This window comes from Devosia elaeis (genome assembly GCF_001650025.1).
In the GTDB taxonomy this organism is placed as follows: Bacteria; Pseudomonadota; Alphaproteobacteria; order Rhizobiales; family Devosiaceae; genus Devosia; species Devosia elaeis.
The window spans coordinates 1-24,290 of record NZ_LVVY01000095.1; the positions used below are offsets into that span (position 1 = coordinate 1).

21 protein-coding genes are annotated in these 24,290 nt (G+C 66.0%); 11 read left to right on the forward strand and 10 right to left on the reverse strand.

What is annotated here, in order from left to right:
- Nucleotides 1-49: 49 nt before the first annotated feature.
- Both A3840_RS13040 and A3840_RS13045 read right to left on the reverse strand, forming a co-directional pair.
- Nucleotides 50-334: a DUF1150 family protein gene (locus A3840_RS13040; RefSeq protein ID WP_067457460.1), complete on the reverse strand. Its 285-nt coding sequence runs from the start codon at nucleotides 332-334 to the stop codon at nucleotides 50-52.
- A 28-nt stretch (nucleotides 335-362) separates the two neighbouring features.
- Nucleotides 363-782, reverse strand: a complete 420-nt coding sequence (locus tag A3840_RS13045; protein ID WP_067457517.1) for an Hsp20 family protein — start codon at nucleotides 780-782, stop codon at nucleotides 363-365.
- Between the two features lie 104 nt (nucleotides 783-886).
- Between A3840_RS13045 and A3840_RS13050 the strand changes: the two genes are divergently transcribed.
- The gene (locus A3840_RS13050) at nucleotides 887-1,732 is read left to right on the forward strand and encodes a glycosyltransferase family 2 protein (RefSeq protein ID WP_067457463.1); all 846 of its coding nucleotides are present in this window, start codon (nucleotides 887-889) and stop codon (nucleotides 1,730-1,732) included.
- Here the strand turns inward: A3840_RS13050 and A3840_RS13055 are convergent, their stop codons facing one another.
- Entirely contained in the window at nucleotides 1,733-2,275 is a 543-nt protein-coding gene (locus A3840_RS13055; RefSeq protein WP_067457466.1) for a TetR/AcrR family transcriptional regulator, read from the reverse strand.
- A gap of 89 nt (nucleotides 2,276-2,364) precedes the next feature.
- Here A3840_RS13055 and A3840_RS13060 point away from each other — a divergent pair, with 89 nt between their 5' ends.
- The 7 genes from A3840_RS13060 (at nucleotide 2,365) to A3840_RS13090 (ending at nucleotide 12,397) form a co-directional block, all read left to right on the forward strand.
- A complete protein-coding gene (locus tag A3840_RS13060) occupies nucleotides 2,365-3,876 on the forward strand; it encodes an MFS transporter (RefSeq protein ID WP_067457469.1) in 1,512 nt (503 codons plus the stop codon).
- Between the two features lie 151 nt (nucleotides 3,877-4,027).
- A complete protein-coding gene (locus tag A3840_RS13065; protein ID WP_067457472.1) occupies nucleotides 4,028-6,193 on the forward strand; it encodes a methyl-accepting chemotaxis protein in 2,166 nt (721 codons plus the stop codon).
- Between the two features lie 131 nt (nucleotides 6,194-6,324).
- Nucleotides 6,325-6,525 carry a 50S ribosomal protein L35 gene (gene rpmI / locus A3840_RS13070; protein ID WP_046105910.1) on the forward strand — a complete coding sequence of 67 codons (201 nt, stop codon included), beginning with the start codon at nucleotides 6,325-6,327 and terminating at the stop codon, nucleotides 6,523-6,525.
- Between the two features lie 20 nt (nucleotides 6,526-6,545).
- The gene (gene rplT, locus A3840_RS13075) at nucleotides 6,546-6,947 is read left to right on the forward strand and encodes a 50S ribosomal protein L20 (protein ID WP_067457475.1); all 402 of its coding nucleotides are present in this window, start codon (nucleotides 6,546-6,548) and stop codon (nucleotides 6,945-6,947) included.
- Nucleotides 6,948-7,348: 401 nt separating this feature from the next.
- The gene (gene pheS, locus A3840_RS13080) at nucleotides 7,349-8,479 is read left to right on the forward strand and encodes a phenylalanine--tRNA ligase subunit alpha (protein ID WP_067457478.1); all 1,131 of its coding nucleotides are present in this window, start codon (nucleotides 7,349-7,351) and stop codon (nucleotides 8,477-8,479) included.
- Between the two features lie 12 nt (nucleotides 8,480-8,491).
- The gene (gene pheT / locus A3840_RS13085) at nucleotides 8,492-10,915 is read left to right on the forward strand and encodes a phenylalanine--tRNA ligase subunit beta (RefSeq protein ID WP_067457481.1); all 2,424 of its coding nucleotides are present in this window, start codon (nucleotides 8,492-8,494) and stop codon (nucleotides 10,913-10,915) included.
- A gap of 192 nt (nucleotides 10,916-11,107) precedes the next feature.
- Nucleotides 11,108-12,397 (forward strand): bifunctional folylpolyglutamate synthase/dihydrofolate synthase, encoded by a 1,290-nt coding sequence (locus A3840_RS13090; protein WP_067457485.1) that lies wholly within the window; start codon nucleotides 11,108-11,110, stop codon nucleotides 12,395-12,397.
- 70 nt (nucleotides 12,398-12,467) lie between these two features.
- On the opposite strand, the gene A3840_RS13095 is transcribed toward A3840_RS13090, so the two are convergent.
- The 7 genes from A3840_RS13095 to mutS form a co-directional block, all read right to left on the reverse strand.
- Complete coding sequence (locus tag A3840_RS13095; protein ID WP_067457488.1) at nucleotides 12,468-12,935, reverse strand: PTS sugar transporter subunit IIA; 468 nt, start codon at nucleotides 12,933-12,935, stop codon at nucleotides 12,468-12,470.
- Nucleotides 12,936-12,982: 47 nt separating this feature from the next.
- Nucleotides 12,983-13,561, reverse strand: a complete 579-nt coding sequence (locus A3840_RS13100; protein ID WP_067457491.1) for a ribosome hibernation promotion factor — start codon at nucleotides 13,559-13,561, stop codon at nucleotides 12,983-12,985.
- A gap of 372 nt (nucleotides 13,562-13,933) precedes the next feature.
- A complete protein-coding gene (locus tag A3840_RS13105; RefSeq protein ID WP_067457494.1) occupies nucleotides 13,934-14,407 on the reverse strand; it encodes a universal stress protein in 474 nt (157 codons plus the stop codon).
- Between the two features lie 19 nt (nucleotides 14,408-14,426).
- A complete protein-coding gene (gene trpS / locus A3840_RS13110) occupies nucleotides 14,427-15,470 on the reverse strand; it encodes a tryptophan--tRNA ligase (RefSeq protein WP_205633382.1) in 1,044 nt (347 codons plus the stop codon).
- Nucleotides 15,471-15,535: 65 nt separating this feature from the next.
- Nucleotides 15,536-17,098: a murein biosynthesis integral membrane protein MurJ gene (gene murJ, locus A3840_RS13115; protein ID WP_067457500.1), complete on the reverse strand. Its 1,563-nt coding sequence runs from the start codon at nucleotides 17,096-17,098 to the stop codon at nucleotides 15,536-15,538.
- 159 nt (nucleotides 17,099-17,257) lie between these two features.
- Nucleotides 17,258-20,056 (reverse strand): [protein-PII] uridylyltransferase, encoded by a 2,799-nt coding sequence (locus tag A3840_RS13120; RefSeq protein ID WP_067457503.1) that lies wholly within the window; start codon nucleotides 20,054-20,056, stop codon nucleotides 17,258-17,260.
- Nucleotides 20,037-22,751: a DNA mismatch repair protein MutS gene (mutS, locus tag A3840_RS13125; RefSeq protein ID WP_067457506.1), complete on the reverse strand. Its 2,715-nt coding sequence runs from the start codon at nucleotides 22,749-22,751 to the stop codon at nucleotides 20,037-20,039. Before mutS ends, A3840_RS13120 begins: the two co-directional genes overlap by 20 nt.
- Before the next feature lie 178 nt (nucleotides 22,752-22,929).
- Between mutS and A3840_RS13130 the strand changes: the two genes are divergently transcribed.
- The 3 genes from A3840_RS13130 to A3840_RS13140 are packed head-to-tail and all read left to right on the forward strand — an operon-like array spanning nucleotide 22,930 to nucleotide 24,186.
- Complete coding sequence (locus A3840_RS13130) at nucleotides 22,930-23,283, forward strand: ArsR/SmtB family transcription factor (RefSeq protein WP_067457509.1); 354 nt, start codon at nucleotides 22,930-22,932, stop codon at nucleotides 23,281-23,283.
- Nucleotides 23,280-23,756: an SRPBCC family protein gene (locus A3840_RS13135; RefSeq protein ID WP_067457512.1), complete on the forward strand. Its 477-nt coding sequence runs from the start codon at nucleotides 23,280-23,282 to the stop codon at nucleotides 23,754-23,756. Before A3840_RS13130 ends, A3840_RS13135 begins: the two co-directional genes overlap by 4 nt.
- 31 nt (nucleotides 23,757-23,787) lie before the next feature.
- The gene (locus tag A3840_RS13140) at nucleotides 23,788-24,186 is read left to right on the forward strand and encodes a DoxX family protein (RefSeq protein ID WP_067457513.1); all 399 of its coding nucleotides are present in this window, start codon (nucleotides 23,788-23,790) and stop codon (nucleotides 24,184-24,186) included.
- Nucleotides 24,187-24,290: the final 104 nt, after the last annotated feature.

Genomic DNA, 24,290 nt, shown 5'->3' on the forward strand with positions numbered 1-24,290 from the left:
TGCCCGCCAGTGGCGGGCATTGCGCGTTCTGCTCGGCTCGCCGCCGCGATCAGTGCAGCGTGGCCAGGCCGATGGACTGGTCGCCTAGCCATTCATTCACCGCCTCGGCGCTGTCGGAGACCATGAGCGGCGTGCCGTCGGCGGACATGACGAGCTGATATTGGGTGCCGGCATCGAATTCGGCATCGTGAATCATGGCGGAAAGCACCAGGCCGGAAACCGGTTTGACATAGGCCACGGCATCGCCCCCCAGAGCGGCGAACTGGGCGCGCGTCAGGGTCTTGAGGGGGTTTGCGGCTTCGACCGCGGCGTCGGAATTGCGTTTATCCATCATCTTGTCGGCCCTTTCCTGTTCTCTTTCCTCACAATGAGCGAATGTCGATTCTTCGGGCGATCTTGGCGGCGCGGGGCCGCTCCAGAACTATAACGAGCATGCCATGGCCCAGAGTTGCATCTTTTACCACCATGCCGTCGGCGAGAAGGAAGTTGCGCTGGAACTGGCGGGCAGCAATGCCGCGGTGCAGGTAGTCCTTTCCCGGCTCGTCCTTCTGCTTGCCGCGCACCTGCAATTGATTGTCTTCAACGACAATCTCGAGCTCGCTGCGGGCGAAACCCGCCACGGCAATGGAAATCATGAAGTGCTCGGCGCCGTCTTCGCCCTGGTTCCGCTCGATATTGTAGGGAGGGTAGCCATCCGCCGACCGGGCCAGCCGGTCGATACGCTCCTCGAAGCTGTCGAAGCCGAGGAGAAAGGGCGCGGAAAACACCGAGATGCGCGTCATGAAACCGTCCTTGATCGTCAAGCAACGTCGTTGTTTCCGACCCGATTGCAGTGGCATCGAAAACGTGTCCCAGATATGGGTCAGGGACGCAAAAGGTTCAAGACATGGCTCGCACGGTCGCCGTTATCACCCCCGCCTTCAAGGCCCAGGACACCTTGCCCGCGACAGTCAGAAGCGTGCTCGAACAGAGCCAGGGCGACTGGCAGCACTGGATCATCGCCGATGACGGCTTCGACTATGCCGGCTTTCTCGCCGAGCGGGGCCTTGCTGATCCGCGCCAGGTCTTTGTTGGCAGCGGCGGCATCGGCCGGGGCGCCTCGGTCACCCGCAATGTGGCGCTGGACCGGCTCGATACCCCCTATGCAGCCATCCTGGACGCCGATGACCGGCTGAAACCGCTGAAACTGGAAAAGGCGGTGGCGGCGCTGGACCGCCATGGCATCGTCACCACGGCCCTCGACGTCATGACCATGGATTTCACCCATCTGCGCCATGTGGGCGCGGGGCCGGACCGGGCGCTGCGGCCGGGCGAACACAAATGGGTGAGCCTGTCGATGGATTCGATGATCGTCTGGGATCGCCGCCGGGGCGACGGGCGCTACGATGCCACGATGAGCAACATGACCGACCTCGAATTCCTGCTGCAGCTCTATCGCACCGTGCCGGAAAGCTATCACCTGGGCACGCCGCTGCACGATTACATCAAGCGCGACGGCTCGATGAGCAATGGCAAGGATGTCGCCTCGGGCATGATCGCCTCCAAGACCGAAATCCTGGCTCGCCTGGAAGCGGGCCATTACGGGCTGCGGGAAGAGGATGTCGCGGGCCTGGCCGGGTTCCTGCGTACCTCGCTCGAGGCCGAGGCCAGCTATGGCGCCGCCCTGGCCGCCCGGCCGGGCCTGTTGTTCGAGGACCATATCGAGCCGAAATTGGCGGCCGCCCAGGCCTGATCAGGACAGCAGCAGCTCCTGGATATCGTCATGGATGGATGTCCATTCGGCCGGGCCGATCGGGTGGAATTCGAAGCCGCGCAGCAGCAGAGCCCCTTCGCAGGCCAGGAGCGCCAGCCGCGCCTTGCGGCCGGCCGGCGTGGCGAGGTCGAGCCCGTCGAGGATGCCGGCGTAATATTCCTGCGCGCCTTTGCGATATTCGGGTGAGCGCATGAAACTGGCAATCAGCGCCACGCTGCGCTCGCTGATCAGCGTCTCGGCATTCTGGCTGGCCAGGACATGGGCCAGGGCCCGGTTCAGGGCATTGTCGCCCGCTTTGGCGATGAAATCGTCGGCGATCTTGTCCATGGCGGCATAGACGCGGGAGACGAGGGCGTCGACCAGCGCGTCCTTGCTCGCAAAGGCATAGAGCACCCCGCCCTTGCTCACTCCTGCCTCGGCGGCCACGGCCTCCATGGTGAGATGCCCGGCCCCCTCGCGCAGCACCACCCGCTCGGCGGCGTCCAGCAAGGCCCCGCGATCAATTGTCTGCTTGCGGCCCATCTTTCCTCTTTTCAATCCGTCTGGACGGATATATATCCGCCCTCCCTTCATATCAATTGAAATTGCCGCCCGCGCAAAGAGGTTTCGACATGTCCGCCCCCCGCAATCGCTGGCTGATCCTGCTGGCCGTCATGCTGGCCTTCACCCCGATCGTCATCGACATGACCATCCTGCACATTGCCGTGCCCTCGCTCACCATGGCGCTCGATGCCAGCGGCACCGAAATCCTCTGGATCATCGACATCTATCCGCTGCTGATGGCGGGCCTGCTGGTGCCCATGGGCACGCTGTCCGACCGGGTCGGGCATCGGCGCATGCTGTTGTGGGGCCTGCTCGTCTTCCTTGTTGCCTCGATCGCCGCCGCCTTCGCGCCGAACGCGGCCATGCTGATCGGGGCGCGGGCCCTCCTGGCGCTGGGCGCCTCCATGGTGGTGCCCAATGTGCTGGCCATCATCCGCCGGACCTTCGAGGATCCCAGGGAGCGCGGCATCGCGCTGGGCCTTTGGGGTACGATCGGCGCCGCCGGCTCGGCGCTGGGCCCGCTTACCGGGGGCCTGCTGCTCGAGCATTTCTGGTGGGGCTCGGTCTTCCTCATCAATGTCCCGGTCATGCTGATCGTCTGGCCGCTGGCCTATGCCGTCCTGCCGCGCAGCCGGCCCTCCGGCGCGGGATCGTGGAGCATCGGCCAGGCTCTGCTGCTCATCGCTGGCCTCATCGCCAGCGTCTATGCCATCAAATCGGGGTTCAAGCCCGACCAGGCCCGCCACGTCACCGCGCTGAGCCTCGGGGCCGGCATCGTGCTGCTGGCGCTGTTCGTGCGGCAGCAATTGCGCGCGGCCACGCCGATGCTCGACCTTTCCCTGTTCTCGCGTCCGGCCATCGTGGTGGGCACGATCATGGCCCTGGTGGTCACCGGTGCGCTGGCCGGCGCGGAGCTGACCGTGGCGCAGGAACTGCAATTCGTCGTCGGCCGCACACCGCTCGAGGCCGGACTCTTCATGATGCCGCTGGTCATCGCCTCGGCCATTGGCGGCCCGCTGGCCGGCTATGCCGTGAGCCTGTTCGGACTGCGCTGGGTGGCGACCCTGTCGCTGCTGGCCGCCGCCGCCGGACTGGCCGGGCTCGGGTTCAGCGATTTCCATAATCCCGGCTTCGGCGTCGTCGCGCTGATGGCGGTACTGGGCCTGTCGCTCAGCATCGGCCTCACCGCCTCGTCCATCGCCATCATGTCGAGCGCCCCTGCCGACAAGGCCGGGGCGGCCGGCGCCCTGGAAGGCACCGGCTACGAGATGGGGGCCGGCCTGGGCATCACCTTTTTCGGCGTCCTGCTTGCAACCAGCTATTCGGCCGCGCTGCGCCTGCCCGAGGCGCTCGCCGGCACGCTTCCGGCAAGCGCCGGCCATTCCATCGGCGAAACCATGCTGGCGGCCCGCGATCTCGGCGCGGACGGCGCTCCGCTGATGGAGGCGGCCCGGCTGGCCTTTACCAGCGCCCATTCCACCGTGCTGCTGAGCGCGGCGGGGCTGGTGGCGGCGATGGCCTTCGCGGTCATGCTGGCGCTGCGCCATTACCGCGACCCCAGTGCCGCTCCGGCGCATTGAGGGACAAAAAATCTGCGCGGCCCGCAAAGCCGGGCCGCGCTAAGCCATTGGCGGGTTTGCGACAATCCGATGACGCCGCCATAGAGAAAGGCTTAACAATGCCGCTTTAGGCAGGCAGCGGGGAGGGGTTCGTGCTGGGGAGCATCAGCCCATGAATCTCAAGCGCCTGACCCTGTCGGGACGTATCTATGTGGCCTTCAGCATGCTGATCGTGCTGATGGGCGTGCTCCTGGCCATCGCGCTCTGGGGCGTGCACAATCTGAGCGGCACGTTCCGCGCCCAGGCCGAGGCCAGCGCGCGCGCCGCCAATGCCCAGGCCGGCGCCGTCGATCTGGCCGAAGCCCGGCTGGCTTTCGCCGCCTATCAGGGCGCGCCGGGCCCGGAAAGAGCCGACCTGCTGCGGACGCAGCTGGCGGCTTTTGCCGGCGCCGCCGACGATTACGGCCGCATCGCCGAAGACATGATCGCGCTCGACCAATCCCTTGGCGCCCTCACCCTGGCCATGCGCGAGCAGGGCATCATGGCCACGGACAGTCTGGCGGCATTGATCGCCAAGACCTCCGAGGCGGCCACGCTTAATGCCCGGGCGGCCGCCATGGCGGGGCTTGCCATGCAGGAATTGCTGCTGCTGCGGCTCGAAACCGAGGCCATGCTGGCCGGCGATGGCGAGGCCTATGAGCGGGCAATGGCTCGCGGCCCGACCACCCAGGCCGCTTTGGACGCGCTGCGCGCCCTGTTTTTCAAGGCCGACGACCTGGCCAGCGTCGATGCGGTCGGCGCGGCCCTGGCCGGCTTCACCCAGGCCATCGACGCCGCACAGGGCCAATTGCTGGAGCGCCGCGCCCTGGCGGGGACCGCCCGGGCCGTCGATGCCGACCTCGCCGCCCGCTATGCCGGCGACGCCGAAGCGGCGCGCGCGGAGCAGGACCGGCTCGGTGTCCATGCCGAAGCCCAATCCGCCGCCATCGGCACCGCCGCCCTGCTGGCCGGCCTGCTGGCGCTGACCCTGGGCATCGTGCTTTCCATAATCACCGCCCGCTGGCTCTCGCGTTCCGTCGGCATCATCGCGGCCAGCATGGATCGCCTGGCGGCCGGCGATTTCGAGGTGAGCCTTGCGGGCGCCGACCGCGACAGCGAACTGGGCCGCATTGCCCGGGCGCTCGAAATCTTCGGGGAGAATGGCCGGCAGGTCGAGCAAGCCATGGCCCGGGAGCGCGCCGAAGCCCAGCAGGCCACGATAATGGCCGGCCATCGCAGCCGGCTCCAGACCGATCTCGAGGCGGTCATCGCCGCCGCCCTGGCCGGCGATTTCCGGCCGCGCCTCGCCCGCGCCTATGGCCTGGCCGATCTCGATCTGCTGGCCGAGCGCGTCAATGCGCTTCTGGCCAATGTCGAGGCCGGGCTCGGCGAGAACGGACGCGTGCTCGCCGCCCTGGCCGCCTCCCGGCTCGACCAGCGCATGGAAGGCCGTTTTTCTGGCGCGTTCGGGCAATTGCAGGCCGATACCAATCGCCTGGCCGACACGCTGGCCGACACCATCTTCCAGCTCGCCGATGCCTCGGGCGCGCTGCGCCGCGCCACCGACGAAATCCTCGACGGCGCCGACGACCTGGCCGAGCGCACCCACAAGCAGGCCGGCCTGCTCGAATCCACCTTCCACGCGGTGGAGGTTCTGGCGCGCGACATCGCCGCCAATACCGAAATGGCCGGAAACGCCGCCGGCAGCGCCCGGGATTCGGCGCGCCTCGCCCATGACGGCAATAGCGCCATGGCGCGGCTGAACGCGGCCATGGCTGAGATTCGCGGCACATCGGACGAGATCACCGCCATTACCGGGCTGATCGAGGACATGGCCTTCCAGACCAATCTCCTGGCGCTCAACGCTTCGGTCGAGGCGGCGCGGGCGGGCGAAGCGGGCAAGGGCTTTGCGGTGGTGGCCGTGGAAGTGCGGCGGCTGGCCCAGAGCGCGGCGCGCGCCTCGGCCGACATCAAGGCGCTGACGGCCCAATCCTCCCTGGCGGTGGCCGGTGGCGCCCGCATCGCCGAGGAGGCGGCGGGCATGCTGATGGCCATCCACGCAGCCGTCGAGCGCGACAGCGGCCAGATGCAGGCCATTGCCGCCACGGCCCAGAACCAGAGCCGGTCCATCGCCACCATTGCCGAGGCCATGCGCGCCATGGATGCCGATACCAGGCACAATGCCACCCTGGTGGAGGAATCGCATGCCGCCATCGACCAGACCCGGGCCCAGGCGGAAGCGCTGGACGCCATCGTGACCGGCTTCAGCGGCAAAAGGCGCCTGGAGGCGGCGGCCTAGCCCCTTGCCATGGCCCCGCTTTCCCCCTATAGAGCCGACTTCTCCGGACCGCCCGGCCAAAAGGCATGCCGTGGCGGTTCTTGAATGCGATGGGCCTCAATCCATCCGACTAGACGACAAGGACCCGCAAAATGCCCAAGATGAAGACCAAGTCCGGTGCCAAGAAGCGCTTCAGCTTCACCGCCACCGGCAAGGTGAAGGCCGGCGTCGCCGGCAAGCGCCACCGCCTGATCAGCCACAACGCCAAGTACATCCGCACCAACCGCGGCACCAAGATCCTGTCCAAGGGCGACGAGGGTCTGGTGAAGTGGTACATGCCGTACAACCGCTAAGCTGGAAGGACGTTTGAACAATGGCACGCGTTAAGAGGGGCGTAACCGCCCACGCTCGTCACAAGAAGGTCTTGAAGGCCGCCGAGGGCTATTACGGCCGTCGTAAATCCACGATCCGCATCGCCAAGCAGGCCGTCGAAAAGGCCGGCCAGTACGCCTATCGCGATCGTCGCGTCAAGAAGCGCAATTTCCGCGCCCTGTGGATCCAGCGCATCAACGCCGCCGTGCGCGATCACGGCCTGACCTATAACCGATTTATCGACGGCCTCAGCAAGGCTGAAATCGCCGTCGACCGCAAGGTGCTGAGCGATCTCGCGATCACCCAGCCCGAAGCGTTCACGGCCCTGGTCGCCAAGGCCAAGGCAGCGCTGGCGTATCTGGAAGGCGTGGACGACACCACCCACGCCCGCGTCACCGCCTAACTTTCAGCTTCGCTGAGGTCAAAAACCGCGCCTTGCGCCGCCCGAGAGGGCTGGCGCGGGGCGTTTTTGTCTTCGAGCCGGCCACTGGCAAAATCGCTCCGATGGAGCGATTTTAGGCGAGAAGGCCATGAGACTTCGCCGGCGATCCGCAGGACAAAAGGCTCCGGTGGAGCCTTTTGAGCCGAAGAAGGCCACGAGACCTATCGTCGAGTGGCAGGCTCGAATGGTCCGGACGTGGCCGCCCTCTGGATCGTCACCCTCGGGCTTGACCCGAGGGCGTTGCACTTGAAAAAGAACCCTCGGGTCAAGCCCGAGGGTGACGGGCGGATGGGATGAGTTTTCTCCTGACTCCGCGCGCCCAAAATGCTCTAACCGCGCCAGCCGTTCGAAACGAGAATTCCATGTCCCTAGAAGCCCAGATCGAAACCCTGCGCGGCGACTTGTCCGCCGCCATTGCCGCAGCCGAGAACGAAGCCGCGCTCGATGGCGTGCGCGTCGCCGCCCTGGGCAAGAAGGGGTCCGTCTCCGCGCTCCTGGCCACGCTCGGCGCCATGGCGCCCGAGGATCGCAAATCGGCCGGGCCCGCCATCAACGGCCTCAAGACCGACATTGCCGGGCTGATCGAGGCGCGCGGCGCCGAATTGCGGGCCGCCGCGCTCGACGCCCGTTTGCGGGCCGAGACCGTCGATATCACCCTGCCGCTGAAGCCCGGCCCGACGGCGCGCGGCCGCATTCACCCGATTTCCCAGACCATCGACGAAATCACCGCCATCTTCTCGGATATGGGTTTCTCCATCGCCGAAGGGCCCGATATCGAGACCGACTATTTCAATTTCACCGCGCTCAATTTCCCCGAGGGTCATCCGGCGCGCGAAATGCACGACACCTTCTTCATGAAGCCCGGCCCGGACGGGGTGAAGAAAGTGCTGCGCACGCACACCTCGCCGGTGCAGATGCGCGTCATGCAGAAGACCAACGAGAAGCCGGCGGCCGCCTATCTGACCCCGGCCATGGATCCGCCGATCCGCGTGGTCATGCCCGGCCGCACCTATCGCAACGATTCCGACCAGACCCATACCCCGATGTTCCATCAGGTGGAGGGGCTGGTCATCGACAAGAGCTCCCATATCGGCCAGCTCCGCTGGGTGCTGGAGGAATTCCTCAAGGCCTTCTTCGAAGTGCCCAGCGTCACCCTGCGCTTCCGGCCCAGCTTCTTCCCCTTCACCGAACCCTCGATGGAAGTGGACGTGCAATGCGACCGCTCCGGCTCGGAGGTCAAGATCGGCGAGGGCAATGACTGGCTCGAAATCCTGGGCTGCGGCATGGTCCACCCCAATGTCATCCGCAATGCCGGGCTCGATCCGGATGTCTATCAGGGCTTTGCCTGGGGCATCGGCATCGACCGCATCGCCATGCTGAAATACGGCATGCCCGACCTGCGCGCCTTCTTCGACGCCGACCAGCGCTGGATCGAGCATTATGGGTTCAGGCCACTGGATTTGCCGACCCTTTTCGGCGGACTTTCGAGCTAAGGAGCCAGACACATGAAATTCACGCTCGACTGGCTCAAGGAGCATCTCGAGACCAGCGCCACGCCCGAAGAGATCGGCAAGGCGCTGACCATGATCGGTCTCGAGGTCGAAGGCATCGAATCGCAGGGCAAGGCGCTGGAGAAATTCGTCGTCGCCCATGTGGTGGAGGCGAAACCGCATCCCAATTCCGACCACCTCAATATCTGCAAGGTCGATGCCGGCACCGGCACCTTGATCGACGTGGTCTGCGGCGCTCCCAATTGCCGCACCGGCATGAAATCGGTCTTCGCCGCGCCCGGCACCTATATCCCGGGCAAGGATTTCGAGCTCAAGGCCGGCGTGGTCATTCGCGGCGCGCCGTCCAACGGCATGCTGTGCTCGGCGGCGGAACTCGAATTGTCCAACGATCATGACGGCATCATCGAATTGCCCGAGGACGCCCCGATCGGTGAAAGATATGTCGATTATGCCGGCATCAATGGCGTGGTCTTCGACATTTCCATCACCCCCAATCGCGGCGACGCCACCGGCGTCTATGGCGTGGCGCGCGACCTGGCCGCCTTCGGCCTCGGCACGCTGAAAACGACCGATTTCTCGCCCGTGCCCTCGCATGGCCCGAGCCCGATCCCGCCACTGCCGCAGAATTTCGCCGCGGGCGAGAGCAAGGCGATCCGCAAATTCGCCGGCCGCTATATCGCCAATGTGAAGAACGGCCCCTCCCCCGATTGGCTGCAGGCACGCCTGCGCGCCGTGGGCCTCAGGCCCATCAATGCCGTTGTCGACATCACCAATCTCGTCTCGCTCGGCTGGGGCCGGCCGCTGCATGCCTATGACGCCGACAAGGTCGAAGGGCAGATGGTGCTGCGCAATGCGCGCGGCGAGGATTTCGACGCGCTCGACAACAAGGTCTATCGGCTTGACGAGACCATGACCGTCATCGCCGACGACAAGGGCCCGCTCTGCCTGGGCGGCATCATGGGCGGCATCCGCTCCGGCGTCACCGACGAAACGGTCAATGTCTTCATGGAATGCGCCTCCTGGGACGCCGACCTCATCGCCCAGGCCGGACGCAAGACCGGCATCGTCTCCGATGCCCGCTACCGGCTCGAGCGCCATGTCGATCCGGCCCTGACCGAGCCCGGCATGGAACTGGCGACGCGCCTCGTCCTGGAACTTTGCGGTGGCACGCCGATGGAGCCGGCCATTTCGGGCGAGGACGTCTTTCCCAATACGATTGTTGATTTCCCCCTCGCCGAAGTCCGCCGCCTCACCGGCCTCGACGTGTCGGCCACCGAGATCGAGCAGATTCTCGGCCGCCTCGGCTTTGCCGTCGAGGGCGCGGGCGAAACCCGCCAGGTAAAAGTGCCGTCCTGGCGCCCGGACGTGACGCAGAAGGCCGATCTGGTGGAAGAGGTCATGCGCATGGTCGGCGTCGACAATGTGCCGGTCGAGCCCCTGCCCCGCCTGGATCACGTGGCGCCGCGCATCCTCACCACGATCCAGAACCGCCGCCGCATCGCTCGCCGGGCCCTGGCCGCGCGCGGGCTGGACGAAGTGGTCACCTGGTCCTTCATCTCCCATGACGATGCCACCCGTTTCGGCGGTGGCACCGCGGACCGGCAATTGGCCAATGCCATTGCCTCGGACATGACCGATATGCGGCCTTCGCTGCTGCCCGGCCTGCTCGCCGGCGCCCGGCGCAATGCCAATCGCGGTTTTGCCGATATCGCGCTGTTCGAGGTCGGGCAGATCTTCCTTTCCGACCTGCCGGAAGGCCAGCACACCTATGCCTCGGGCATCCGCACCGGCACGGCCGGGCTGGACGGCGCCGGCCGGCATTGGTCGGGCAAGGCGAAGACGGTCGGCGTCTGGGACGCCAAGGCGGACCTCGCCGCGGCGCTCGATGCGCTAGGCGTCGATATCGAAAAGGTGCAGGTCCTGCCCGAAGCGGCCGCCTGGAGCCATCCGGGCCGCGGCGGGCGTGTCGCGCTCGGCCCCAAGGTGATCCTGGGCTGGTTCGGAGAACTGCATCCCGCTTTGGCGGCCGAACTCGATATCGAAGGGCCGGTCGCCGCCTTCGAGATCGATCTCGATGCCCTTCCCGAGCCGCGCCGCAAGCCCACCCGCACCAAGCCGGCCATCGCGCTCTCGCCCTTCCAGCCGGTCAGCCGCGACTTCGCCTTCGTCATGGACAAGGCGGTGCCCGCCGCGACCCTGCTCAAGGCCGCCCGCGGCGCCGACAAGGCCCTGATCAAGGATGTCGGCATTTTCGACGTCTTCGAGGGCGCCCATGTCGGCGAGGGCAAGAAATCGGTCGCCATCGAGGTCATCCTGCAGCCCAGGGACAAGACGCTGACCGACGAGGAGATCGAAAAGGTTTCGGCGGCAATCGTGGCCGCCGTCACCAAGACCACCGGCGGCGAGCTGCGGAAGTAAGGTCTTTCTTCACCCTCCCCCTTGCGGGGAGGGAAGCGAGACAGGACGTAGCGCAAGCTAAGTCCTTGAATCGAGCAGGGAGGGGGATCGGCAAGCGCTGGGCGCGTGGCCACCCCCTCCCAACCTCCCCCGTCAAGGAGGAGGTGCCGGGCCGGTGGCGCGACCGGTATTGTGCCCCTATGGGAGTTCAAAATGTCCCGCACCGATTCCATTCTCGCCCGCCTCTCCCAGCTCCATCCCAAGCTGATCGATCTCAGCCTCGATCGCATGCTGCCGCTGCTGGACCGGCTGGGCAATCCGCAGGACCATCTGCCCCCCGTCATCCATGTCGCGGGCACCAATGGCAAGGGATCCACAATCGCCTATCTGCGCGCTTTCCTCGAAGCGGCGGGCAAGCGCGTCCATGTCTATAATTCGCCGCATCTGGTGCGCTTCAACGAGCGCATCCGGCTTGCCGGCACCCTGGTCGGCACGCGCAAGCTCAATGCGGCGCTGGAAGAGGTCGAACGCGTCAATGCGGGCGATCCGATCACCTTTTTCGAGGTGACCACGGTGACCGCCTTCACGCTCTTTGCCGAAACGCCCGCCGATTATCTGCTGCTCGAGACCGGCATGGGCGGCACCTATGACACGACCAATGTGGTCAGGCAGCCCCTGGGCACGATCATCACCCCGATCGACTACGACCATCAGGGCTTTCTCGGGAACAGCCTTGCCGAGATCGCCTCCAGCAAGGCCGGCATCCTCAAGCGCGGCGCCCGGGCGGTCATGGGCTTGCAGCGGGACGAGGCCCGCAAGGTGCTGGAGCGCGCTGCCCATCGCCTCGGCATCACGCCGATCTGGCAGGGCGAGGATTTTCACGGCTCCGAACAGGATGGACGCCTGGTGTTCCAGGATGAAGCGGGCCTGCTCGACCTGCCGCCCCCGGCGCTGGCCGGCGCGCATCAATTCGACAATGCGGCGCTGGCCATCGCCGCCATCCGCCATTTCGGCCTGCCGGTGGAGGCGGCGGCCTTTGCCGAGGGGCTGCGCCGGGTCACCTGGCCGGCCCGCATGCAGGCCATCCGCACGGGGAAGTTGCGCGATCTGCTGCCATCCGGCCACGAACTCTGGCTCGATGGCGGCCACAATGCCCATGGCGCCGCCGCGCTGGCGCAGACGATCGCCGCCATGCCGGCAAAGCCGCTGGTGCTGATCATGGGGATGATGAATACGCGGGCGCCGGAGGATTTCCTTGCCCCGTTCCGTGACCTGGCGCCGGCCGGCATCCTGACGCTGACCATTCCCGGCGAGCCCAATGCCCATGGAGCCGAGGAGATCGCCGCCCGGGCCCGGGCCATGGGCTTTGCCGCCCGCGCCCAGCGCTCCGTGGTCAAGGCGCTCCAGGCCGCCGCCGCCATCGAGAATGCACGCGTCCTGATCTGCGGCTCGCTCTATCTGGCCGGCGACGTATTGGCCAGGAACGGCACCAGGCCGGAATGAGGCGCAGGCGCCCCACAAACGAAACAGGCCGCCCGGAGGCGGCCTGGTCAGCAAGGAAACGATCAGCCGATCAGGCGGCGCAATTGGTTTCGAGCGGCGCGGTGAGCACGGCGCGCATGCGGGCCGTGTCGTCGTCGCCGCGCAATTGATCCACCACCGATTCGGTGCGCAGCATGCGGGCCACGCGCGACAGGGCCTTGAGGTGATCGGCACCGGCACCGACGGGCGCCAGCAGCAGCATCACCAGGTCCACCGGCTGATCGTCCACCGAGTCGAACTCGATGGGATCGTCCAGCCGCGCGAACACGGCAACGACGCCATCGAGGCCCTTCAGCTTGCCATGGGGAATGGCGATGCCGTTCCCCAGGCCGGTCGAACCCAGTTCTTCGCGCGCCACCAAAGCATCGACGATCTCACTCACGGTGAGTCCGGTGCGTTCCGCAGCCTTTTGCGCAAGGACTTCAAAGAGCTGGCGTTTGTCGGTGATCCCCGTGCAAGTCAGCACGGAGTCTTCCGCCAGAATATCGGCCAATTCCATTAATCTGCCTTGGGATCTATTTATCCATTTTCGGGCACATGCGCCGTCTAGTTGGCGCCCAGGGCCGGATCGATCCAGCCAATATTGCCGTCCGCGCGGCGGTAGACCACATTTAAGCCGCCATGTCCAGCGTGGCGAAACATCACAACCTGCTGACCGGTGAGGTCGAGCTCCATCACGGCCTCCTCCACGCTCATGGCGCGCAGGTTCTTGGTGCTCTCGGCCACGACGGGCGGGGCGTAATCCTCGTCCAGCTCGTCGAAGGCGTCGCTGGCCCCGAAAATCGTATATTGCGCGGTCAGCCCGTCGGCCGCATTGCCGTTGGCGCCCTTGCGGTGGGACTTGAGCTTGCGATTATAGCGGCGCAGGCGCTTGGCGATATTGAGCGCCATGACTTCATAGGCACTGGTGGCGTCGCCGCCCTGGGCGCTGGCCTGCAGGGTCGTGCCGGAATCCAGGTGCACCACGCAATCGGCGCGGAAGCCGATGCCGTCCGGGGTCAGGGTGAGGTGGCCGTCATAGCCGCCGTCGAAATATTTGCCGACGACGGTGGCGAAATGGTCCTCCGCCTTGCTCCTCAGGGCGTCGCCCACATCCATGTTCTTTCCCGAAACGCGTAAGGTCATGGCTTTTTTCCTTTCGGTCGTTTGGCTCGACGCGAGAGTCCGAAAAGCCGCTTCCCGGCTTGACGGGATCACGTCTGCCGACGCTCCTGACATGGGGTGCCGGCACCCATGATGCTAGTCCCGCCCGGCAGGGCCTGTCCATGTCCATTCCCGCCCCGATGCGCAATTGTGGGGGTGACAGCCCCATTGCCGCCGCTTAGCCTGTGCGCAGGGTGATTTGGACACGCCGCGCCATGGCTCCCTCATCCCAACCCCCGCAATTTTCGGAAGACCGCCCTGCCCGCGCGCGGCACGAAGCCGCCATTCGAGCATGGCTCTCATGGCCTGCTGCGCTGACATCGCTCCACTGGAGCGATATCGCCTGCGGCACGCTCAGCAGATGGCGATGATTTCCTCGTCGGCCATGTGGCCGGGCACGATGGTCAGCGGAATGGGCAGCGTATTGGCGCGGGCGGCGAAATGGGTCACCAACGGGCCCGGCCCGTCCGGCGATTTCGAGGCGGCCAGCACCAGGATGGCGATATCCTTGTCGCGGGCGATCACATGCTCGATCTGCTCGGCGCCATTGCCCTCGCGGATCACCGATTCGGCCCGGACATCGCCGATTTCCCGGATGCGGGCCAGGCGCATGTCGAGATTGCGCTCGGCCTCCTCCACCGCCTCGGCGCGCAGCACGTCCTCGACGCCCATGCCGATGAATTCGGGCTGGGCCACCACGCTCATCAGCACCACCGTGCCGCCGGTGCGCTTGACGCGCCAGGCGGCGAAGGTCAGGGCGCGGTCGCATTCCTCGGTCTCGTCGATGACGACGAGAAATTTGCGTTTGTACTCGACCTCGGAGACCATGAGCGCTCCCGCTGAACGATTAACGGATGAAGCCGACGATATCGCGAACCGCCGCCATTGTCTTTTCCGCAATGGCCCCGGCCCGCTCCGCGCCATCGCGCAGCACGGCGTCGATCGTGGCGGGATCGTCGAGCAGGCGGCGCATTTCCCCGTTCATGGGGGCCAGCACGGCCACCGCCAGATCGGCCAGAGCCGGCTTGAACCGGCCCCAGCCGGCGCCGCCGAATTCGGCCAGCACTTCGGCCTTGGAGCGGTCGGACAGCGCCGCATAGATGCCCACGAGGTTGTCGGCCTCGGGCCGTCCGGCCAGGCCCTCGATCCCAGAGGGCAATTCGGCCGGGTCGGTGGTGGCCTTCTTGATCTTTTTGGCGATGGCATCGGCATCGTCGAGCAGGGAAATGCGCGACTGGTCCGAAGGATCGGACTTGCTCATCTTCTTGCTGCCGTCGCGCAGGCTCATGATACGGGTCGCCGGCCCGGCAATCAGCGGCTCGGTCATGGGGAAGAACTGGCCGTCCTCCTCGCCCAGGCCGCGCTCGGCGATGGCGGCGGCATAATCGTTGTTGAACTTGGCCGCGATGTCGCGGGTCAGCTCCAGATGCTGCTTCTGGTCGTCGCCGACCGGCACGCCGGTGGCCTTGTAGAGCAGGATATCGGCGGCCATCAGCGAGGGATAGGCCAGAAGGCCCAGCGAGACATTTTCCGAGTTCTTGCCGGCCTTGTCCTTGAACTGGGTCATCCGGTTCATCCAGCCGATGCGGGCGATACAATTGAACACCCAGGCCAGCTCGGCATGCTGGCCCACCTGCGACTGGTTGAAGATGATCGAGCGCTTGGGATCGATGCCGGCGGCGATGAAGGCGGCCGCCACTTCCCTGGTGGCGCGGCGCAGCGCATCGGGCTCCTGCCAGACGGTGATGGCATGCATATCGACCACGCAATAGATGGTCTCATGCGTTTCCTGCAAAGGCACGAAACGACGGATGGCGCCGAGATAATTGCCCAGGTGCAGGTCGCCCGAAGGCTGGATACCGGAAAAGACGCGGGGGCTGAACGTCATGATGCCCTTCTAACCAAGACGAGATTCCAGCGCCCGTTCTATACGCGCCGCGCCGGGATGGGAACCAGCTAACCCCGTCGACGCAGTCGGCGGAGCAATCGGGTGAGGTCCTGCGTGCCCGAAACGTGGATCAGGGTGAAATAGGTCACCGCCCCGAAGAGGATCAGCATGGCCAGAACCCCGGCCTGCCGCCAGAGCGGCACGCCCGAAGCCAGGTGGCCGGCGCCCTGATTGGCCAGGAGCCAGAGACTGACGCCCATGATCATGCTGACAAGGACGATACCGGCATGGGCGCGCCATTCCGAGGAGACCCAGGAGAATTGTCCGCGCCGCAACAGCATGCCGGCGAGGCAGAAGACATTGAGCCAGGCCGAGGCTGCCGTGGCGATGGCGATGCCGATATGGGCGAGGCTGGGAAACAGCCAGAGCGAAATGGCGATATTGGCCACCACGCTGATCCCGGCGATGATGGTGGGCGTCATCGTGTCTTCGCGGGCGAAGAAGCCGGGCTGGAACACCCGGATCAGCACATAGGCCGGCAGGCCGGCGGCAAAGGCCACCAGCGCTTCCGCCGTCTGCCGGGTGGCCAGGGCGTCGAAGGCGCCCCGTTCGAACAGGACCCGCACGATGGGCTCGGCCAGGGCCATCAGGGCCGAAGCCGCCGGCAGGGTCAGCAGCATGGCCACGAGAAAAGCCTGTTCCTGGCTGGCCCGCGCCTGCTGTTCCCGCCCGCCCTTGAGATGCCGGGAGAGCTCGGGCAGCAACACGGTGCCGATGGCGATGCCGATAATGCCCAGCGGCAATTGATAGAGCCGGTCGGCATAGGAGAGCACGGAAATGGCATTGTCCGCGCCCGAGGCGATGATGGTGCCCACGAAGATATTGATCTGGGTAATGCCGCCCGCCAGGATGGCCGGCACCGCCAGCACCCAGAAGCGCCGCACTTCCGGATCGAGCCGGGGCAGGCGGAAGACCGGGCGGAAACCGGTCCGCTCGATGGCCAGCCAGACCAGCAGCAATTGCGCGAGGCCGCCGCCCATGGTGGCCAGCGCCACCCAGATCGTGGCATTTGCCGGGTCCTGCACCCAGAAGGTCGCCAGCGGGATCAGCATGGCGATATTGACCAGGTTCAGCAGGACCGGCGCGAAGGCCGCCGCGAAGAAACGGCCCAGCGTATTGAGGATGGCGCCATAGGCGGCCATCAGCGACATGCAGGCGAGATAGGGGAACATGATCCGCGTCAGCAGCACGGTCAGCTCGAATTTTTCCCTGTCATCGACAAAGCCGGGTACGAAGGCGACCATGATCTGCGGCATGAAGATTTCGACCAGGATGGTCACCACGACCAGCATGGCCACGAGCCAGCTCATGATCCGCGCCGCCAGGCGCTTCGCCCCCTCCTCGCCCTCGCGCTCCAGCGCCCCGGAAAACATCGGTACGAAGGCGGTATTGAAGGCGCCCTCGGCAAAGAGCCGGCGGAAGAGATTGGGAAAGCGGAAGGCGGCAAAAAAGGCATCGGCCGCCGGCCCGGTGCCCAGGACGGCCGCCATCAGCGCATCGCGCACGAAGCCGGCAATGCGCGACAGCAGGGTCAGCGCGCCGACAGACGCGAAATTGCGGAAGAGGGTCATGGAAATGCCGCGCCTTCTTCACCTCTCCCTTTGGGGGAGAGGTCGGCCTGAAAGGCCGGGTGAGGGGGCCTTCTGCGGATCTGGTGCCTGCCGAAGGCCCCCTCACCCGCCGGCTGCGCCGTCGACCTCTCCCCCAAAGGGAGAGGTAAAGAGCGGCCCCTACCCATTGGCCACCTTCTTCTCCTGTGCCGGCCGCTCGAACACACTCATCAGCGCGTCGTGAATCTTCTTCTGGCGTGCCTTGACGTGGATTTTCTGCCCGGTGAGGTCGGTGACGTAGAAGACGTCCACCGCCTTTTCGCCATAGGTGCCGATATGGGCCGAGCCGATGGTGAGGCTCAGATCCGAGATTTCGCGGGTCAGCGCATAGAGGAGGCCGATGCGATCGAGGCCGGAGACCTCGATGACGGTGAACTTTTCCGAAATGGCATTGGACACCGAGACCTGGGCCGGCAGGGCGAAGGGGCGCAGGCGCTTGTTGTGCCGGCTTTCCTTGCCCAGGTCGATCAGCACCGTCCGCTTGCCCTGCAGGAGCTGCTTGACGGTATCGATGATGCGGGTGGCGCGGACCTTTTCGTCCTCGTCGCTGGTAAAGGCGCGGCGCAGCCGGAACGTGTCGATGGCGCGGCCGTCGCGGGTGGAGAAGATCTGCGCCCCGATGATGGAGGCATCCTGCATGGTGCAGGCGCCGGCGATCAGCGAGAGCAGGCGCGGATGGTCGGGCACGTAGAAGCTGACTTCGGTGATGCCCTCGAAGGCCTTGACCCGGATCGAGCCGGCAAAGGGCTGTCCGGACGTATCGGCCTGGCGGATCATCCGCGCATGCTCGATCTGCAATTCCGGCTCGGCGCGCAGCCAGTAATGGTCGTAATGGCGGGCCATATAGGCGTCCACCGCCTCGCCCGGCCAGGAGTCCAACGCCTTGGCCAGGGCTTCCTGCGCCTCGTTGACGCGCACGGACTGGCTGACCTGGCTATGCCCGCCCGAAAGCAGCGGCTCGGTGGCGTAATAGAGCGCGCGCAGCAGGCTGCCCTTCCAGCCGGTCCAGGTGCCCGGGCCCACGGCGCGAATATCGCAGGCGGTGAGGATCATCAGCAGCGCCAGCCGCTGGGGCGATTGCACCACGTCGGCAAAGGCCTTGGCGGTCTCGGGGTCCTGGATGTCGCGGGCCTGGGCGATCTCGCTCATCAGCAGGTGATATTCGATCAGCCAGCAGACCGTATCGGTCTCGGCGGCATTGAGGCCGAAGCGCGGACAGAGTTTTTTGGCGATGCGGGCGCCGGCGATGGAATGGTCCTCGGGCCGCCCCTTGGCGATGTCGTGGAGGAACAGGGCCACATAGAGCAGGCGGGTATCGTTGAGCTGGGGCAGCAGCTCATGGGTCAGCGGCAATTCCTTGCGCAGCCCGCCATTGGCGATATCGGCCATGACGCCGACCGAGCGGATCAGGTGTTCGTCCACCGTATAATGGTGGTACATGTTGAACTGCATCAGCGCGACGATCTTGCCGAAATCGGGCACGAAGCGGCCCAGGACGCCGCTTTCGTTCATCTGCCGCAGGATGCGCTCCACATAGAGCGGACTGGTCAGCACGGTCAGGAAATGCGCATTGGCCCGGGGATCGGTCCTGAGCTTGTTGTCGATCAGGCCCAGGCTGTCGCGGATATGCTTGATGGCGTCGGGGTGGAACAGCAATTCCTCGCGCCCGGCGACCATGAACATGCGGATGAGATTGACGCTGTCCTTCTCGAACACGTCGGGCGCGGCGATATTGAGCCGTCCATTGTCGATGATGAAGGCGGTCTCGCCCTTGATCCTGCTCCTGCCCGAGCGGAACGGCGCCAGCACGCGCCCGACAATGTCCATGTCCTTGGCGTGGTGGAATTCGAGGCTGGCGCAGATGATGCGCGTCAGGTCCCCCACATCCTTGGCGACGAGGAAATAGCGCTTCATGAAGCGCTCGACGCCCAGAAGGCCGAGGCGCTTTTCATAGCCCATGCGGCGGGCGAGATCGGGCTGCACGTCGAAGGTCAGTTTTTCCTCGGCGCGGCCGGTGAGGAAATGCAGGTGGCAGCGCACCGCCCAGAGGAAGTCCTCGGCACGCGAGAACAGGCGGTATTCGGCGGCGCTGAGCACGCCCTTGCCCACCAGTTCCTGGCTGGTCTTGACCTGGTAGAAATATTTGCCGATCCAGAACAGCGTGTTGAGGTCGCGCATGCCCCCCTTGCCGTCCTTGATATTGGGCTCGACCACATAGCGGGTATTGCCCATCTGCTGGTGGCGCTCGTCGCGCTCGGCCATCTTGGCGGCGATGAATTCGGGGCCCGTCCGGGGCATGATCTCGGTTTCGAAGCGATGGACGAGATTGTCGTAAAGGCCCCTGTCGCCGGTGAGGTAGCGCGCTTCGAGCGTGGCGGTGCGCACCGTCATGTCGGCGCGGGCCATGCGGATGCATTCGTCCACCGAGCGCACGGCGTGGCCCACCTTCTGGCCCAGGTCCCAGAGCATGTAGAGCACATATTCGGTGACCTGCTCGCCCCAGGGGGTCTGCTTGTAGGGCAGGATGAAGAGGAGGTCGATGTCGGACCCGGGCGCCAGCGTGCCGCGGCCATAGCCGCCCACGGCCGAGAGTGCGATGGCCTCGGCGCCCGAGGGATTGTCCAGCGGATAGACGCGGGTGGTGGCGAAGCGGTGGATGGCGGTGATGATCTCGTCCTGCGCGGCGCAGAGATTCTGCGCGCAGCGGGTGCCGCGATTATTGGCGAGAAGATCGGCCTCCGCCCCGGCCCGGGCCTCGGCCAGCACCTGCCGGAGATGGGCCAGGATTTGCGCGCGGGCATTGGGGGACTTGGCCGGTTCGTCGCCGATCAAAGCGTCGAGGTCGGCCAGGATCGTGTCGGCAGTCTTGAGCGCGAAGAGGGCCTTTTTGGGCCGGACCTCAGCTTCGGCGAGCGTCATCACGGATTTTCTTCAGCTGGTACAGGGTCTCGATCGCCTGTCGCGGCGTCATCTCGTCGGGGCGTATTGTATCGAGGGCTTCGTAAACGGGGTCCTTACCCTTGGGCGCGGGCGGCGGCTGATGAGCAAAGAGCGGCAGATCGTCTAGCACGCTGGCCTTCTGGCGGGAAGATGCCGTGCCCGCCGAGCGCTGTTCGAGCACGTCGAGCACCTGCTTGGCCCGGGCGATGACCGGTTCGGGCAGGCCGGCCAGCCGCGCCACCTGGATGCCATAGGAGCGGTCGGCGGCGCCGGGGCCGACTTCGTGCAGGAACACCACCTCGCCTTCCCATTCGCGCACCTTCATGGTGACATTGGCCACCCGCGCCAGCGTCTTGGCGAGGCTGGTCAATTCGTGGAAATGGGTCGCGAACAGGGCCCGGCAGCCGGTGCTTTCATGCAGCGCCTCCACCGAGGCCCAGGCGATGGAAAGCCCGTCGAACGTGGCCGTCCCGCGCCCGATCTCGTCCAGCACCACCAGGCTCCGCCTTGTGGCGCGATTGAGGATGGCCGCGGTTTCCACCATTTCGACCATGAAGGTGGAGCGGCCATGGGCGATGTCGTCGGAGGCGCCGACGCGGGAGAACAGGCGATCCACCACCCCGATATGGGCGCTGTCGGCCGGCACGTAGCAGCCCATCTGCGCCAGAATCGCAATGAGCGCGTTCTGGCGCAGGAACGTCGATTTACCGCCCATATTGGGGCCGGTCACCAGCCATAGCGCGCCGCCGCCAGCCTCCTCGCTGCCCGAGAGATCGGCGTCATTGGCGACAAAGCTCTGGCCCTCTTCCTTCACCATCAATTCCACCACCGGATGGCGCCCGCCAAGGATGGCGAAAGCAAGGCTGTCGTCCACTTTGGGCCGCGCATAGCCGCGCAGCGCGGACACTTCGGCGAGAGCGGCGGTGACGTCGAGCTCGGCCAGGGCATCGGCCAGGCCCTGCAGGGGCGCGATACGCGACAGCACCTCCTCGCGCAGCCGGGCGAAGATCGCCAGTTCGATCTCCAGCGCCGCATCCTGCGCCTTGGCGATCCGGCCCTCCAGTTCGGCCAGTTCGGTGGTGGTGAACCGCATGGCATTGGCCAGGGTCTGGCGATGGATGAAAATGTCCCGATGCGGCGCCTCGAGCAGTTTCTGCCCATGCGCCGCCGGCACTTCGACGAAAAAGCCGAGCACGCCATTATGCTTGATCTTGAGCGAGCGCACATCGGTCTCGTCCATGAGCCGCGCCTGCAGGGCCGCCACCACGGCGCGCGTCTCGCGGCCCAAGGCCCGCTCCTCGTCGAGCCTGGCATCATAGCCGGCGCGCACGAAGCCGCCATCGCGGCTCAGAAGCGGCAACTCGTCGTCCAGCGCCAGGCCCAGTTCGGAGGCCAGGGGGCGCGGGGCGGCGCCCAGGATATCGGCGAGCCGCGCCAGGACCGGCGGCAGGTCGGGCTGGGCCGAGAGATGCCCCGCCAGGTCCAGGGCCGCGGCCACCGCCTTGCCGATCGCGGCCAGGTCGCGCGGTCCGCCGCGGTCCAGCGACAGGCGGGAGAGCGCGCGGGCCAGGTCGGGCGCCGCTTTCAGATCCTGCCGCAGCCGGGCGCGCAGCAGGGTGTCGTCCACCAGCCGGCCCACCGCGTCGAGCCGTTCATTGATCGGCCCGGCCTGCCGCAAGGGAGCGGCGAGACGGCCGGCCAGCAGCCGGGCGCCGGGCGCGGTGACGGTCAGGTCGATGGCAGCGCGCAGCGAGCCCTTGGCCTGGCCGCGCTGGGTGACGAGGATTTCAAGGCTCGCCCGGGTTGCCGCATCGATGGCCATGGCGCTTTCGGCGGCACCCAGAACAGGCGGCCGCAGCGGCGCCCGGCGCCCCTTCTGGCTCTCGCCCACATAGGCGACCAGCGCCCCCAGGGCCGCCCGCCCGGCGCGGGACAGGGCGCTGGGATCGAAGCTCTCGCCCGGAAAGGCCCGGCGCAGCACCGCGCTCGCCGCTTCGCTGTCGGCGCTTTCGGCCGGAATGGTGGAGGCGATCGAGGCCCAGGCCGGGGCAAACAGATGCCGCTCGGCCAAAGCCGCCCGCGTGGTCTCGGCCAGCAGCAATTCGGCCGGGGCGATGCGCGCCATCTCGTCGGCCAATTGCCCGGCGGACAGATCGGCGACAAAACTCTCGCCGGTGGAAATATCGGCCCAGGCCAGGGCAAAATCGGTCTCGCCATGCCGCACCATGGCGAGCGAGGCCAGGTAATTGGAGGAGCGGGCGTCGAGATGATCGTCCTCGGTCAGCGTGCCGGGCGTCACAAGCCGCACCACGTCGCGCCGCACCACCGATTTCGAACCGCGCTTCTTGGCCTCGGCGGGGTCTTCCATCTGCTCGCAGATGGCGACGCGATGGCCTAGCTTGATCAGCTTGTTGAGATAATCGTTGGCGGCATGGATGGGCACGCCGCACATGCCGATATCCTCGCCCAGATGCTTGCCGCGCTTGGTGAGCACGATGCCCAGAGCGGCGCTGGCGATTTCGGCGTCCTCGAAGAACAGCTCGTAGAAATCGCCCATCCGGTAAAACAGCAGATAGCCCGGATTGACGGCCTTGATCTCGAAATATTGCGCCATCATCGGCGTCAACCCCGCGGGCGCGGGGCCGGGATCGGCCTCAATAGGGGTCTGGTCCATGGGCGGTCGGGTCTGGATCGGGTCGGATATGGAGAATAAGCGCCGACCTTAGGCAATTCGGCCACAGAATCCAACCGGCGCCAGCGGCTTTGCCCATCTTGTCGCAAGGGGCCGCAGCCGCTTGACTATATAACGATCTCATTATATAAAGTCCGTATTGTATAACAGATGCCAGATAATGACCTCTCTCGACCGCTCCTTCGCTGCCCTGGCCGATCCGGTGCGCCGTGCCCTTCTCGACCGCCTGGCCGAGGGTGAGGCCAGCGTCCAGGAGCTGGCCCGGCCCTTTGCCATCAGTCAGCCGGCCATCAGCCGGCACCTCAAGGTGCTGGAAGAGGCCGGGCTGATCGAGACCCGCATTGCGGGCACGGCCCGGCCGCGCCGGCTGAAGCCGGAAGGGGTCGCGGCCCTGTGGGACTGGCTGGGCCGCTACCGGGCGCAATGGGAGCGGCAATTCGAGAAGATGGATTGCGTGCTGGAGGGGCTGGCCGAAGCCGCGCCGGCCAAAGTGCCAAGGGGAGAGGAAAAATGAACCAGAGACCGATCCTGCAGGTCGCCCAGGACGGGGAGACCGATATCGTCGTCCGGCGCGATTTCAGCCACCCGCCCGAGCGCGTCTGGCAGGTGATGACCGATCCCGCCCTCATCCCGCACTGGATGGCCTCGGCGGAAACCATGTCGCGCTGCGAGATCGACCTGCGGCCCGGCGGCAGCTTCTATTACGAATGGAAGGGCACGCAGGCCAGCCCCGGCTTTCACTTCTCCGGGCCGATCCTGGCGGTGCAGGCACCGCACCACATGCAGCATGTGGAATTCTTCAACGGCGACACGGCCTCGGGCACCACGATCACCACCGATCTCGAGGCCCGGGGCCAGGGCACGCGCATGGTCATGGTGATGCGCTATGCCAGCGCCGAGGCCCGTGCCGCCGCCATCGAGATCGGCATGACCGATGGTTTCGACGCGGTCTATGATCGGCTCGAAGCGCTTCTGCCCACCGCCTGACATTACCTGCGCAAATCGAAAGGATTATGAGATGACGCCATACCGGATCGCCTATTGGGTCAGCACGGCCCTGCTCTGCCTCATCTATCTGGGCGGGGCGGCGGCCTATATCATGCAGCGGCCGATGGTCGAGGAGGGCTTTGCCAATTTCGGCTATCCGTCCTACCTGATCACGGTGCTGATCGTCGCCAAGATCGCCGCGCCCCTCGCCATCCTGAGCCGGGTCTCGGTGCCGCTCAGCGATCTGGCCTATGCCGGCATGTTCTTCCACCTGCTCCTGGCCATATCGGCCCATCTCAATGTCGGCGATGGCGGCTTCTTCCCGGCCTCGGTGGGCCTGGTCCTGCTGCTCATCTCCTTCTTCACCCAGAACCGGGCCCGCAAGACGCCCTCCCCGAACGTGCCGCAGCAATTCGGGTCATTGGCCTAACCCAATCGGGATCGTCACCCTCGGGCCTGACCCGAGGGTTCTTTGTTCTTGGGACTATCGCAAACGCCCTCGGGTCGAGCAACCGTGGATGGTTAGGCGAATGC